Origin of the sequence: Daejeonella sp., assembly GCF_030684675.1 — a bacterium.
GTDB lineage: Bacteria > Bacteroidota > Bacteroidia > Sphingobacteriales > Sphingobacteriaceae > Daejeonella.
This window is the reverse complement of sequence record NZ_JAUXXZ010000040.1, coordinates 12830-26848: the sequence shown is the minus strand read 5'-3', so window position 1 is coordinate 26848 and position 14019 is coordinate 12830. Positions and strand designations below refer to the sequence as shown.

12 protein-coding genes are annotated in these 14019 nt (G+C 38.8%); 11 read left to right on the top strand and 1 reads right to left on the bottom strand.

Annotation, left to right across the window (positions count from 1 at the left end; all coding sequences use genetic code 11):
• Positions 1-24 precede the first annotated feature (24 nt).
• Positions 25-996 carry a lipid A deacylase LpxR family protein gene (locus Q8M41_RS08170; RefSeq protein ID WP_305364761.1) on the top strand — a complete coding sequence of 324 codons (972 nt, stop codon included), beginning with the start codon at positions 25-27 and terminating at the stop codon, positions 994-996.
• Here the strand turns inward: Q8M41_RS08170 and arfB are convergent, their stop codons facing one another.
• Positions 997-1407 carry an alternative ribosome rescue aminoacyl-tRNA hydrolase ArfB gene (arfB, locus tag Q8M41_RS08165; RefSeq protein WP_305364760.1) on the bottom strand — a complete coding sequence of 137 codons (411 nt, stop codon included), beginning with the start codon at positions 1405-1407 and terminating at the stop codon, positions 997-999.
• 102 nt (positions 1408-1509) lie between these two features.
• On the opposite strand from arfB, the gene cmk reads away from it, so the two are divergent.
• From cmk to Q8M41_RS08115, 10 genes are all read left to right on the top strand, one after another.
• Entirely contained in the window at positions 1510-2202 is a 693-nt protein-coding gene (gene cmk, locus Q8M41_RS08160) for a (d)CMP kinase (protein ID WP_305364759.1), read from the top strand.
• 185 nt (positions 2203-2387) lie between these two features.
• Positions 2388-4394 (top strand): 30S ribosomal protein S1, encoded by a 2007-nt coding sequence (rpsA, locus tag Q8M41_RS08155; protein ID WP_305364758.1) that lies wholly within the window; start codon positions 2388-2390, stop codon positions 4392-4394.
• A 225-nt stretch (positions 4395-4619) separates the two neighbouring features.
• The gene (pyrR, locus tag Q8M41_RS08150; protein WP_305364757.1) at positions 4620-5162 is read left to right on the top strand and encodes a bifunctional pyr operon transcriptional regulator/uracil phosphoribosyltransferase PyrR; all 543 of its coding nucleotides are present in this window, start codon (positions 4620-4622) and stop codon (positions 5160-5162) included.
• Positions 5162-6103: an aspartate carbamoyltransferase catalytic subunit gene (locus Q8M41_RS08145; RefSeq protein ID WP_305364756.1), complete on the top strand. Its 942-nt coding sequence runs from the start codon at positions 5162-5164 to the stop codon at positions 6101-6103. Before pyrR ends, Q8M41_RS08145 begins: the two co-directional genes overlap by 1 nt.
• Before the next feature lie 155 nt (positions 6104-6258).
• Positions 6259-9291 carry a tetratricopeptide repeat protein gene (locus Q8M41_RS08140; protein ID WP_305364755.1) on the top strand — a complete coding sequence of 1011 codons (3033 nt, stop codon included), beginning with the start codon at positions 6259-6261 and terminating at the stop codon, positions 9289-9291.
• Positions 9291-10973: a TonB-dependent receptor gene (locus Q8M41_RS08135; protein ID WP_305364754.1), complete on the top strand. Its 1683-nt coding sequence runs from the start codon at positions 9291-9293 to the stop codon at positions 10971-10973. The genes Q8M41_RS08140 and Q8M41_RS08135 overlap by 1 nt, the downstream gene beginning before the upstream one ends.
• Before the next feature lie 45 nt (positions 10974-11018).
• A complete protein-coding gene (locus Q8M41_RS08130; RefSeq protein WP_305364753.1) occupies positions 11019-12086 on the top strand; it encodes an SPOR domain-containing protein in 1068 nt (355 codons plus the stop codon).
• Positions 12087-12088: 2 nt separating this feature from the next.
• Positions 12089-12787 carry a MotA/TolQ/ExbB proton channel family protein gene (locus tag Q8M41_RS08125; protein ID WP_305364752.1) on the top strand — a complete coding sequence of 233 codons (699 nt, stop codon included), beginning with the start codon at positions 12089-12091 and terminating at the stop codon, positions 12785-12787.
• The gene (locus Q8M41_RS08120) at positions 12784-13182 is read left to right on the top strand and encodes a biopolymer transporter ExbD (RefSeq protein WP_305364751.1); all 399 of its coding nucleotides are present in this window, start codon (positions 12784-12786) and stop codon (positions 13180-13182) included. The genes Q8M41_RS08125 and Q8M41_RS08120 overlap by 4 nt, the downstream gene beginning before the upstream one ends.
• Positions 13179-14000, top strand: a complete 822-nt coding sequence (locus tag Q8M41_RS08115; protein ID WP_305364750.1) for an energy transducer TonB — start codon at positions 13179-13181, stop codon at positions 13998-14000. Before Q8M41_RS08120 ends, Q8M41_RS08115 begins: the two co-directional genes overlap by 4 nt.
• Positions 14001-14019 lie beyond the last annotated feature (19 nt).

The following is a 14019-nucleotide window of genomic DNA, read 5'->3' as shown; positions in this document are numbered from 1 at the left end:
AATTGTGCCGGAACTAGAGAAAACATGATAATAAAACACAAAGTCTTCTTAATTACTATATTGTTTGTTTTCAATGCAGCAATTTCAAACGCACAAGAAAGCTCCTATAAAAGTGAATTTGGTTTTAGAAGTGAGAACGATTCCTATCTGGCACAAGGTCAGGACCGATATTACACCAACGGACTTTTTCTAAAATTCAGAACCGCGCTTGATCAGTCGGCGCTAAAAAACCCAAAGCTAAATAAAGTCATTTGGGAACTTGAAGCCGGACAAAAAATTTATAATCCTCAAACAGGTAGCATTCTGGATCCCGATTTCATTGACCGGCCTTTTGCAGCTTACCTCTATGGAGGCGGAGCGCTCAACTTTCTTTATAATTCAGAAAGTAATCTCAAACTTAGTATTCAGCTTGGAACGATTGGCCCATCAGCAAAAGGGAAAGAAGCTCAGGAGTTGCTTCACAGCACATTTGGTTTTTATGAAATTAATGGCTGGCAATGGCAGGTTAACAATGAATTCGGGATCAATTCAACCATAGAATTTAATAAGCTGATTAAGCGGCTGGAATCCGGAAAAACAGATTTCAGCCTTAACTCCTATATCAATGTCGGAAATACTTTTGCCGGAATAGGTGCCGGAATACTTTTCCGTACTGGGACGATAAATCCACTTCATAGCTCTGCAAGCACACAAAGTACCATTTCCAATAATTCCAGTACAAAGTTTGAAAAGGAGTTTTTTTTCTACGCAAAACCTATGCTTCATTATATTGCTTATGATGCAACAATTCAGGGTGGTATGTTTATAAATGATAAAGGCCCTGCAGTATTTGATATTAAACCTGTGGTGTTCAGCCAGCAAGCGGGTGCTGTTTTTTCAAAAAACCGTTGGACAGCCGACTTCTCTGTGATATTCAAATCAAGGGAAATTAAAAGCAGTGCAAAACCTCATCAATATGGCTCATTCGCCTTATTTTACAGGCTAGGTAAGGAATAATTAATCTTTAAAATAATCCCTTCTGCTGATTTTTTTCAAAGCATTCATGTGTTTAGACTTGAGCCTGCTTTCAATTGCTGACCGTTTGGGCTTTGTAGCCTTTCTGACCGCTGGCTGATATAGGGCATTTTTGATTAATTGCTGAAGTTTTACCAAACTTTTCTGCTTATTAAGTAACTGACTCCTCTCCTCCTCAGTAATAATCTGTAATATTCCTTCTGAATTTATCCTGTTGGCAAGTTTTTGTAATAAAAATTGCTTTTGCTCATCGGTGAATAGCAAAGATGCGCTGATATTCAAATTGAGCTCCACTTTTGAGGAAACCTTGTTCACATTCTGACCGCCCTTGCCACCACTTCTTGAGGTTTTGAAGCTAATCTCCTTTAATAGATTCTTTACCGGAAATTCCATGCTCAAAATTATGGATTCCCAAATCATAAACAGCATCCTATCCAGTTGTATTTCATAAATTATATCCTCCGGAAATCGAAAGCAAATTCTATTTTTGCAGGGATGAGCAAAAACATAGTCATAGCCATAGATGGTTATTCATCCTGCGGAAAGAGTACAATAGCAAAAGCCCTGGCTAAAAAACTGCATTTTATCTACATAGATACAGGCGCTATGTACCGTGCAGTAACCCTTTATTTCCTTCGGAATAAAATTGACCTGAATGATCCTCTTGCTGTAGTAAGTGCTCTGGATAATATCCACATTAACTTTGAATACCGTGATGAACAAACTTTTGTCTTTTTAAATGAGGAAGATATTTCTGAAGAAATAAGACAAATGCCTGTATCTGAAAAAGTGAGTCAGGTTAGCGCAATCAAAGCTGTACGTACCGAAATGGTCAGGCAGCAGCAAAGAATGGGTAAATCCAAAAACATTATTATGGATGGCCGTGATATAGGTACAGTAGTTTTTCCGGATGCCACATTAAAAATTTTCATGACTGCTGATCCGCAGATTCGTGCCGAAAGACGATATAAAGAACTGATCAATAAGGGAGAAAAAGTAAGTTTAGAAGAAATATATGCAAATCTTGCCCTCCGCGATCATCAGGATACCACAAGAGAGGAAAGCCCTTTAATACAAGCCGCAGATGCAATTGTGCTTGATAATTCAACTATTGACCAGGAAATGCAGCTGGAATTTGCTTTATCCTATATAAGACCATTATTGAGCAGTAAAAATACGGAACAATAGCTCTCAATTTAATTCAAGCCTGATTTTGAGGGCAATTAATGATGAATCCCGCCATCCTTAAGGTCTAAATATCCAATATCCTCAGCCTTAATAAAAATAAAGCATAGAAATGTTTTTTATTAAAAATCTTATTTTCTACCTTTGCAGTCCGATTTAATAATCGGAAAAAGGAGATAAATTAATTAATGGCCAAAAAACTAGAAGCCGAAAAGGAGTTGACTGCTAAACAAGCGGAGCTCCAGGGCGAAGAAACCACTACGGTTAAACAAAAGGAAACCATTGAATCAGAAGCTGATTCAGTGTCGATCGAAGAGATCAAATCAAAAACACTCATCACCCCTTCCGGCGATTTCGACTGGGATGCTGATGACAAAGGGTTCGGTAATTACAGTGCTGCAGACCGTGAAAAGTATGAAGAAATGTATGCCGGCACTTTCAACTCGATCAACAAAGGCGAGATTATCTCGGGAGTTGTTGTATCGATCAACAACAAAGATGTGGTATTGAACATCGGATTTAAGTCTGATGGTCTAGTGTCATTATCTGAATTCCGTGATACACCTGACTTGAAAATCGGTGACACCGTTGATGTATTTGTTGAATCACAGGAGGATGCTAACGGACAGTTGGTATTATCCCGTAAACGTGCCAAAACTCAACGTTCATGGGAAACCATCAATGAAGCTTTGGATCAGGACAAGATCATCACTGGTTTTGTTAAGAGCCGTACTAAAGGTGGATTAATTGTGGACATTATGGGTGTTGAAGCTTTCCTTCCAGGATCACAGATCGACATCAAACCTATCCGCGATTACGATATCTATGTAGGTAAAACAATGGAATTCAAGGTTGTTAAAATCAATCATGAGTTTAAAAACGTTGTAGTATCTCACAAAGTGTTGATTGAAGACGATTTAGAAAATCAAAAAACTGAGATCGTTGCGAAACTGGAAAAAGGACAAGTACTTGAAGGTACAGTTAAAAACATTACCGATTTCGGTGTGTTCATTGACCTTGGTGGCGTAGACGGTTTATTACACATAACTGATATTTCATGGGGCCGTATAGAGCATCCACGTGAAGTATTAAACCTTGATCAGAAGATCAATGTTGTTGTTTTAGACTTTGATGACGAGAAAAAACGTATCGCATTAGGATTAAAACAATTAACTCCACACCCTTGGGAAGCATTAGATACGGCATTAGAGATCGGATCTAAAGTTAAAGGTAGAATCGTAACTGTTGCAGATTACGGTGCATTCCTTGAAATCACTCCGGGTGTTGAAGGTTTGATTCACGTATCTGAAATGTCATGGTCTCAAAATCTTCGTAACCCACAGGAATTCCTGAAAGTTGGTGACGAGGTAGAAGCTCAGGTATTGACATTAGATCGTAACGAGCGTAAAATGAGCCTTGGTATCAAACAACTTACTCCTGATCCATGGAAAAACATCGGTGAGCGCTACCCAATCGGAAGCAAACACAAAGCTGTTGTTAAGAACATGACTAATTTTGGTGTATTTGTTGAAATCGAAGAAGGTATCGACGGATTGATTCATATTTCTGATCTCTCATGGTCTAAGAAAGTTAATCACCCTAATGAATTCACTAAAGTAGGTGAAGAATTGGATGTGGTTGTTTTAGAACTTGATGAGGCTAACCGTAAACTGAGCTTAGGCCACAAACAGTTAGAAGAAAATCCTTGGGAAACTTTTGAAACCGTATTCACACTGGATTCTATCCACGAAGGTACTGTGTTAAAAGTAACTGATAAAGGTGCAATCATCGCTTTACCATATGGTGTTGAAGGATTTGCTCCTACAAAACACATGGTTAAAGAAGATGGCAGTTCAGTTAAAGCTGAGGAAACTGCAGAATTCAGAATCATTGAATTTAACAAAGACTCCAAGCGTATTGTAGTTTCTCATGCCCGTATCTGGGAAGAGGCTAAAGCTGAAGAGCGCAAAGAAGAGTTCAACGCTAAAAAGAAAGAAGCTAAAGCAACTACTACTGCCGTTAAAAAGGTAAAAGAGTCTGTTGAAAAATCAACTTTAGGTGATCTGGGTGTATTGGCACAATTAAAAGAGAAGATGGAAGGTGCGGAAAGCAAAGCCAAGAAAGCTAAGAAAACTGAAGAAGATGCAGCTGCAAGTACTGAAGTAGCAGAAGCTTCTGAAGAAAAAGCAGAATAAGCTAAATTCTTATAATCTTGAAAGCCCTGATGAAAATCAGGGCTTTTTTGTTTTATCTCATTTTTCCACCCGATAGCCATCGGTCTCAATTCTCCATTCTCCACTCTCAATTCCCCATTCCCTCTCCACACTTTATTCCATACAACAAAAACTTACCCATAAACTTTTAGCTTAATCCTTTCTGCTTTTATCTTTTTTCCCTACTTTTGCTCAAATTAAACCAAGATGCAAAAACTAACCTTGCTTGACGGTCCGAAATTCCAGATCACCATACAGCGCCTTTGCCATCAGTTAATTGAAAATCACAATCTTTTTGAAAACTCCGTCATACTCGGTATTCAGCCTCGGGGAATTTTTCTTGCAAAACGTATTGTTGAGGAATTAAAAATCAGTCTTCCTAAAGTTAAGATTGAAAGCGGAAACCTTGACATCACATTTTTCAGGGATGATTTCCGTCGTAAAGATGGATTATTGATACCCAGCAGTACAGAGATCGATTTTATTATTGAAGGTAAAAAGGTAATCCTGGTCGATGATGTATTATGGACCGGCAGAACAATCAGGGCAGCGATGGATGCATTGCAATCATTTGGGAGACCGGAAAAAGTAGAACTTCTCACTCTTGTTGACAGACGTTTTTCAAGACACCTGCCAATTGAAGCCGATTATATCGGAATTAAGGTTGACACCATCGCCTCACAGAAAGTTATAGTTAGCTGGAAAGAAACTGATCATGAGGACAAAGTTATCTTACTATCAGAAAAATAATGGCAGAAGCAATTCAAACATTAAGCACTAAACACCTGCTGGGTATAAAAGATCTCACCGTAAGAGATATTGAATTGATATTTGAAACTGCCGATACATTTAAGGATGTACTGAACAGACCCATAAAAAAGGTTCCCTCTCTACGTGATATTACCATTGCCAATATTTTCTTTGAAAACTCGACCCGTACACGCCTTTCCTTTGAGCTTGCTCAAAAGAGGCTTTCGGCTGATATAGTAAATTTCGCTGCTTCCTCCTCCTCCGTCAGTAAAGGAGAAACCCTAATCGATACTGTGAATAATATCCTGTCAATGAAAGTTGATATGGTTGTTATGAGACATCCCTACCCTGGTGCAGGAGTGTTTTTAAGCAAGCACGTTGATGCACAGATCGTGAATGCCGGTGATGGTGCGCATGAGCATCCAACGCAGGCACTTCTGGACGCATTTTCAATCAAAGAGCGGTATGGTGAGGTAAGAGGAAAAAAAATAGCAATAATTGGTGATGTACTTCATTCAAGAGTTGCACTGTCAAACATTCTGTGCCTTCACAAATTAGGTGCTGAGGTAATGGTCTGTGGTCCCAGCACTCTGATACCGAGGTATATTGAGACCTTGGGCGTAAAGGTTGAACATGACCTAATGAAGGCCTTAAACTGGTGCGATGTGGCAAACATGCTTCGTATACAACTCGAACGGCAGGATATAAAATACTTCCCATCTCTTAGGGAATACTCGATGATGTATGGTTTGAATAAGCAAATCCTTAATTCACTGGACAAGGAAATCACTGTAATGCATCCCGGCCCGATTAACCGCGGAGTGGAAATCACCAGCGATGTTGCCGACAGTAAACAGTCAATCATACTAGATCAGGTAGAAAACGGGGTAGCTATCAGAATGGCTGTCTTATATCTCCTGGCAAACCAGCGTAACAAATAATTCTATTTTTTCGATCTGATCTTTCTGATTTTTTGATCTTCAATAACATCAGTTATTATTTTTCGTTATAACTCTGTTTTCAACACATGTTAATTACTAATGTGAATAGCCTAAAGGCCTTTCCATTAAATTAGCGATAATTATTTTGGTTACTTATGCTCAGACAATACGCAATCTTCACTCTCCTGCTTACATTATTTGCTGCTCCTCTCCTTGCTCAAAATACCGCCTGGATTGAAATAAATCAGTTTTATAAAGGTGGGATAGAATTATTGGATCAGGGGAAATACGCCGCAGCATCACAACAGTTCAGTCGTGTCGGCCAATTTGAACAAACAAGCTCTGCCCGGCCAGAATCCAATCCAGACTTAAGTCTGCTGAAAGAAAATACTCAGTTCTATATTGCCTTGTGCGCACTTGAATTAGACAACAGTGATGCTGAATCGTTGTTTATTGATTTTATCGATAAATACCCTGCAAGTAATTATACAAAGCTTGCTTATTATCATCTTGGGAGATCTTATTTTACCAGGAAGAACTATCCTAAAGTAATCGAATGGTTAACAAAACTGGAGGGTAACAATATTTCGGGAAAAGAATCTTCTGAATACAGGTATAAACTGGCTTACTCCTATTTCGAGATCAAAGACAACGATAAAGCAAAACCAATATTTGCTGAACTGAGAAACGAGAAAAGCACCTATAACGAGCTTTCTATTTATTATTATGCTTACATCAGCTACCTGCAAAAAGATTACAAAACTGCTTTAACTGAGTTTGAAAGATTAAAGGGTTCAAAACCTTATGAAAGCAGCTATCCCTACTATATTTCGGCAATGTATTTTCTGGATCAGCGTTATGACGATGTTCTTAATTATGCCATACCCATATTAAAATCTACGAAACAACTTTATGAAACAGAAATGTTTCGGATAGTAGGGGCTTCATTTTTTGCAAAGTCTGATTACACCAATGCAGGTGTCTACTACAGAAGCTTTCAGAAGAACGATCAGGGCAAAACCCAGAATAATCAGGATAATTATCAGATTGGTTATACCTGGTATAAACTAAAAGATTATAAGAATGCAATTATTGAACTGGAAAAACTTGAAACAACAGATCAGTATTTCCAGAGTGGTATGATTGCTTTGGGAGAGTCATTTCTAAAGACAGGAAATAAGCAGGGCGCCAGAAGTGCCTTTTTTAAAGCCTCCAGATTAAGCTTTGATAAAAAATTACAGGAAGAAGGCTTATTCAATTATGCTAAATTATCCTATGAGCTTGATTTTCACCAGGTTGCTCTTGATGCTACCCAGCAATTTATTAAAACATACTCCTATTCAGATAAGCTTGATGAAGCTAAAATTCTTCTTGGCGAGATCTTGCTAACCACTAAAAATTACAAAGATGCAATCGATATTCTTGAGAGCATTCAGAACAGAAACAAGGAAGCCAATGCTGTTTATCAGAAGGTTACCTATTTCCGGGGACTTGAATATTATAATGAAAGGGCCTTTCAAAATGGGATTTCCATGTTTATGCGTTCAAATACCAATGTGATAGATAATGAGATTCATGCACTTTCAACTTACTGGCTTGCAGAAGCAATGTACGAGGTTAGAAAGTTTGGAGAATCTGTTGACAATTTTGAGAAGTTTATGAATCTTCCGGCTGCAAAAAGAACTGATGTTTACAATTTTGCTCATTATGCTCTGGCATATGCTGCATTTGAACATGAAAGCTATAGAAAAGCAGCAACCTACTTCAAACGCTTCCTGCAGGGAAATGAAAAAGATATCAATACAATCAATGATGCGGTGCTCCGACTTGCAGACTCCTATTTTGTACTAAAAGATTATGATGATGCTTTAGGTTATTATGACAGGATCATCTCCTACAAAACATCAAGTGAGGATTATGCAATGTTCCAACGGGGTATGATTCAGGGCTTACAAGGCCAGAATGACTTAAAAATTACTACTCATCAATTATTACTGCAGCAATTTCCGAAATCCAATTATTCGGATGATGCCGGATTTGAAATCGCATACACCTATTTTATCAAAGGCGATTACGAAATTGCTAAAACTGATCTTAGCGTATTAATAGAAAAATATCCCCGAAGCAGTTATGTGCCCAGAGCCCTATTTACCATTGGTCTGGTTGAGCTAAATCAGGATCAGGAGGAATCTGCCCTGGTTACCTTCAAGCGTGTGATTAGTGAGTACTCAACCACTGATGAAGCCAAACTGGCGCTCGAGTCCATCAAGAATATATATCTACAAAGATCAGATGCAGCAGGATTTCTGGATTACGCAAACAGCACCAGTATTGGAAACCTGAGTTCCTATGAACAGGATAATATTACGTTTCAGGCTGCAAATAACCGCTTTTTAAACGCAGATTATCAGGGTACTTTTGAATCAGTCAATGCCTACTTCGATAAGTTTCCAAAAGCCGTACACGATAAACACGCTAAATTCATCAGAGCTGAAAGTTTGGTTCGACTGAAACGCCCGGATGAGGCCATTGCTGATTATGAATATATCCTGAACGATTGGACAAGTGATTATACCGAAAGGGCACTGATGAGTATTGCCAGAATTTACATTGCTCAGAAAAAGTACAACGAAGCCATTGTCCATCTTAAAAAACTGGAATTAACCTCAGAATATAAATCAAATTACAATTTCGCTGTTAACAATCTGATGGAGGCCTATGCCAGCATGAATTTGCCTGATGAAACTCTTAAATACGTCAAATTCATAAGAGAATCTGAGAAATCATCTGAGGAAGATATTTTCAGAGCAGGCTTGTATGCCGGAAAAGCGAATCTGGCGATCGGAGATACGATTCAGGCTGTAAAGGAAATTGAAGCCATAGTAGATAGCACCCAAACTGTTACCGGTGCCGAGGCAAAATATATTATGGCAGAACTCCAGTATAAAAAACGTGACTACAAAAAATCACTGGCTACTGCATTTGATCTAACGAATAAAATGCCATCTCATGATTACTGGGTTGCAAAAACCTATATCCTTATCGCTGATAACTATGTAGCAATGAAAGATATTTTTCAGGCAAAGAGCACCCTACAAAGTATCATTGAAAATTATGAGAATAAGGAAGATGATATTCTGACTCTGGCTACAGAAAAGTTGGATTTACTGAATAAACGCACTAAATAATGAATACAAATACATTTAAATATACTCTGTTCTTAAGCCTATTTAGTTTATCGGTACTGACCAGTGCGCAGGACAAAAAAGATCAGACTTCCCCGGCTCAGCAAGCGCCTGCCGGTGGAACACTTATCGAAGAAATTGAGGTTGTAAGGCCTTATAAACCTGTTCTGGCTGATGCTGTTAAAATCAGAAGGAATCCCGATATGAATAGAGTGGCGGCATTTAAACCCGTACTTACCTATAATATCATCGATAAAAAACTGGATTTAAATACCAATATTAAAGAGTTACAGGCACAGAAAATGGCAGATGAGCCTGCAGTTGTTCTGGTTAATAACTATGCAAAAGTTAGTGCGGGAAATTTCAATACGGCTTTGGGTGAGGTCTATATCAATACCGGCAGGGATGAAGCCTTGCAAGGCGGAGCATTTTTTAAACACCTTTCACAGAAAGGCAATCTAAGTATGCAGCAATTTTCGAAACAGGAATTCGGCTTGTTTGGAAGATCAATAGCCGATGACTATTCACTAAGTGGAAGATTGATTTACGACAGAAATGCGACTAACTTTTATGGCTTTGACCCGGCTTCTTCGATCCCTGCCGATATGAGCAAACAACGCTTCAGCACAATCGGTGCAGAAGCTGAGATAGCAAACAAGTATTCTGAGTCTTCATTATTCAATTATTCTGCTAATATCAATGCTTATCAATTCAGTAATATTGATGATGCCCGCGAAAGTTCAGTTTTGCTGCGGGGCTCCCTGAATAAGGCTGTGAAACAATCCAACATAGGTGTAAACGCTTCAATAGATATGACCTCTACAAAAGATCTTGCATACAAGGTCGGAAACAATATCCTGCGAGCCAATCCCTATATAAAACTTAAAGCAAGTGGTTTTAATCTGGATCTTGGAGTAAATATTGTACAGGAATTTGGCACCCAATCGAGACTTAATATTTTCCCTGCAGTCTCTGCTGAACTCCCAATAATAGAGGGATATGCTACCCTTTTTGCTGGTGTTAACGGAGATGTTTTAAAGACAAGTCTGAGAGAGCTTGCCTTTGAGAATCCTTATCTGAATAAAAATATCGCCATAAAAAATTCCCTGGAGAAAATGAATGTGTATGGTGGTGTAAAAGGAAATGCCAGTGCTGAATTCGGATATAAAATAATGGCCTGGTACAAAACAATGGAGGACCTTCAATTATTTGTAAATAGTCCGGTACTTATAAACAGATTCGAAACCATTTACGATAACGGACAAAGTAAAATTCTTGGCCTTGAAGGCGAAATCAATATAAAAGCATCAGAATTCCTGAATATGACCGCTAAGGCTCAACTATTTGATTATACTCTTGCTACAGAGCAGGAAGCCTGGTTTAAACCAAAACTCCGGCTGATGTCAAATGCCCGGTTCCAAATAAACCGGAAAGTTATCATAGATGCGGAAGTGTTAATTCAGGAAGAAATCTATGGCAGGGTAAATGGCACTGCCCCTGGAACATTTACCTCCAAAAGCATAAATGGATTTATTGACCTGAGTGCAGGTGCAGAATATAAGGTGAATGAAAAATTTGGAGTTTATATACGGGCCAATAATCTTACCGGCCAGTCCTATCAAAGATTTATGTATTATCCAAAGCTGGGCATGAATGTTCTGGGCGGAATAAACTATGCGTTCTGATGCATTTTTTGGCTAATGAAAATTAAAAATTAACTTTACCCCTCAATGGAGATCGGACTTTACATCGCAGAATTGTTAGGTGAGCAGGATGAAGTAAGCGTCGCTGGTTTAGGTACTTTTTTTAAAGAAAGAGTTGCCGGTACATTTGATAAGCATAGTAATTTATTTTACCCACCCTCCTATCATTTATCTTTCAAAAAAGATGTTTTCAGCTTTTCAGGACTGAGTGAATATATCAGCATGAAGAGAAGTCTTAGTATTTCTTCATCTGAAGAACTGATCAAAAAATTCACCGAAACTATTTTGGATGTACTGAACGGATCAAATGCAGTTGAAATTAATCACCTTGGAAGCCTTTATAAAATAAACGAGCAACTGACTTTTAAGCCTTCGGATAGTTTTGGAATTGCTGATAAATTTTATAGTTTAAAACCAATTCCTGAGCTTAATGTTACTGTTGTTTCCCTGCCAGAAAAAGCTTTTAAAGCAGAACTTACAGAAAGTAAATTCCGGATTGAAAATAACGAAGCTGAAGAAGAAATATACGATCAGGCACCTAAAGCCCGGCTTGTGCCTATTCTCCTTATCGGTTTCCTGGCAATTATTGCTGCCCTGTTTGCCTTATTCTATTTTGACAAGAGTTTCAATCATTTTGTAAAGGATAAACTATATCCTAAAGTTAAACCTGCGGCGGTAATTGAACCAATCATCGATACAACTGCTGCTGCTTCAGTTGTATTAGATAGCATTGAACCGCTTGATAGTAGCGGGATCAAAAAGGCTGCAATACAGGAAGAAACCAAAGGTAATTCTGATTCGAAACCAGTGGATCCATCACTTGAGGAAAAAATTCCGGCAGCTAAGCAGGATATTAGCTACGAAATAATAGTTGCTGCATTTTCAAGAAAAATTGATGCCGAAACGTATATCAAACAGATGAATTCAAAGGGTATTAAAGCAAAAATAGTTGAAAATTTACCCGGAAAGATGCTCAAGATCAGCCTTGGGACATTTACCGAAGAAGAGGCGGCTACCCTTGAACTTAATCGTATTCAAAAAGAGATAAATAAAGATGCCTGGATAGCCAGGGTTAAACCGTTAAAAAATCCATAAGAATGTTACTACTGCAAATTGACACATTAAACGCCCTAGCTGATACAGCAGCTTCTACCATTCAAACAATGCCAACCAGTGAAGAATTAAGATTCATTGAGCTACTTTTCAAAGGCGGCTGGGTAATGTTGCCACTCGCGCTTCTGGCCTTCATGGGTCTGGTTATTTTTGTGGAACGTTATTTAACCATCCGCAAGGCCTCCAAAGACGAGATGAATCTTATGCTACAGGTCAAGCAGAGCGTTAAATCTGCCAAGCTTGATTCTGCACTGGCCATTTGCAGAAACAGCAACACCCCTCTGGGAAGAATACTTGAGAAAGGTTTGCTACGTATCGGAAGGCCAATTAAGGATATTGAAGGTGCCATCGAAAATGTCGGTAAACTGGAAGTATCGAAGCTGGAAAAAAACATAAGCATACTTGGAATCATTGCCGGAATTGCACCAATGCTTGGTTTCGTTGGTACAATTATTGGTGTAATTACCATCTTCCATGAGGTCTCTGTAAAGGGAATCATTGAGATTGGCACCATATCAGGTGGTCTTTATGTGAAAATGATCACATCAGCCACCGGACTGATTATCGGTATTATTGCCTACGTGTTATATCATATATTGAATATTATGGTAGACCGGATTATTCTGAAAATGGAGACTGATGCCATTGAATTTATTGACTTGTTAGAGGAGCCTGGCAAATGAATCTAAGAAAACGACAAAGAGGGAACGTTGAGGTTCACACATCAGCATTGAATGACATTATGTTTTTCCTGCTGCTGTTCTTTCTACTGGCGTCAGCCGTTGCAAACCCCAATGTGGTTAAGTTATTTTTACCAAGATCCAATTCAGGACAATCCATTCCACAGAAAACGATCAATGTTTCGATAACAAAAGACCTGGAATATTATGTTGAGAAAAAACAGGTGGATGCCGCAAATTTGTTTCAAAGTATAGAGACATATCAAAAGGCAGCTCCTGACTTAACCATCATACTGTACGCTGATCGCACGATAGCAATTGAAAATGTAATCGAATTGACGGATATTGCAAATAAGCTGAAGGTAAAACTTGTTTTAGCTACAGAAACAAAAAAATGATCGAATACCGCCGACAGGAAGAAAATAATTACCCGAAAGCATATGCCATTTCTACCGGTATAATGCTTGCTTTTTTGGTGATTAGCTATTTTATTGTTGCCAGCCGTGTTGAGCCGGATACTGGTACAGGAGGAATAATTGTAAATTATGGTACTTCTGAGTTCGGCATGGGGGATGATTATATGAGCGTTGAAGAGCCCTCTACCTCTCCTGATGCCAACAGTACTTCACCTGATAAGGTAATCATGGAGAATACTACATCGAACGAATCCAATTCGGAAGTTTCAGACAAAACAATTGCTACCCAGGATAACGAAGATGCCCCCGAGGTGATAACAAAGGAAAAGAGTAGTGCTAAAGCACCCGCTGTTACTACCCCTGCGAAAGAAAATAAACCTGTAGTTAATCAAAATGCCCTATACAAAGGGAAGAAAAATGACGGGTTGGGTAAAGGCGATGGAACAGGAACAGTTGCAGGAAACCAGGGAAGTACTAATGGTGATCCTTTATCGCCCGATTATGGTGAAGGAGGTTCAGGTAATGGCCCCTACAGCCTGGATCTGAAGAGCCGTAGATTCACCAATCTTACACCACCTAAAGATAGCGGACAGAAATATGGCCGGGTAGCCGTACGGATTTTTGTTGATAAAAATGGGGTTGTTGTAAACGCAATTCCCGGAGTAAAGGGTACAACCTTATCTGATAAAGAAATATGGGAAAAATGTCGCCTCGCAGTCATTGGATCTTCATTGAATAAGCTTGAATCAGCACCAGAGGTGCAAATTGGAGTAGTAATGTTCAATTTCAAGGTAAAATAAGTCCATCAATATAGGCTAA

Excerpts from the sequence above, each read along its gene's own strand:
- Q8M41_RS08170 (WP_305364761.1), top strand. The coding sequence starts at position 25 with ATGATAATAAAACACAAAGTCTTCTTAATTACTATATTGTTTGTTTTC.
- arfB (WP_305364760.1), bottom strand. The coding sequence starts at position 1,407 with ATGGAATTTCCGGTAAAGAATCTATTAAAGGAGATTAGCTTCAAAACC.
- cmk (WP_305364759.1), top strand. The coding sequence starts at position 1,510 with ATGAGCAAAAACATAGTCATAGCCATAGATGGTTATTCATCCTGCGGA.
- rpsA (WP_305364758.1), top strand. The coding sequence starts at position 2,388 with ATGGCCAAAAAACTAGAAGCCGAAAAGGAGTTGACTGCTAAACAAGCG.
- pyrR (WP_305364757.1), top strand. The coding sequence starts at position 4,620 with ATGCAAAAACTAACCTTGCTTGACGGTCCGAAATTCCAGATCACCATA.
- Q8M41_RS08145 (WP_305364756.1), top strand. The coding sequence starts at position 5,162 with ATGGCAGAAGCAATTCAAACATTAAGCACTAAACACCTGCTGGGTATA.
- Q8M41_RS08140 (WP_305364755.1), top strand. The coding sequence starts at position 6,259 with ATGCTCAGACAATACGCAATCTTCACTCTCCTGCTTACATTATTTGCT.
- Q8M41_RS08135 (WP_305364754.1), top strand. The coding sequence starts at position 9,291 with ATGAATACAAATACATTTAAATATACTCTGTTCTTAAGCCTATTTAGT.
- Q8M41_RS08130 (WP_305364753.1), top strand. The coding sequence starts at position 11,019 with ATGGAGATCGGACTTTACATCGCAGAATTGTTAGGTGAGCAGGATGAA.
- Q8M41_RS08125 (WP_305364752.1), top strand. The coding sequence starts at position 12,089 with ATGTTACTACTGCAAATTGACACATTAAACGCCCTAGCTGATACAGCA.
- Q8M41_RS08120 (WP_305364751.1), top strand. The coding sequence starts at position 12,784 with ATGAATCTAAGAAAACGACAAAGAGGGAACGTTGAGGTTCACACATCA.
- Q8M41_RS08115 (WP_305364750.1), top strand. The coding sequence starts at position 13,179 with ATGATCGAATACCGCCGACAGGAAGAAAATAATTACCCGAAAGCATAT.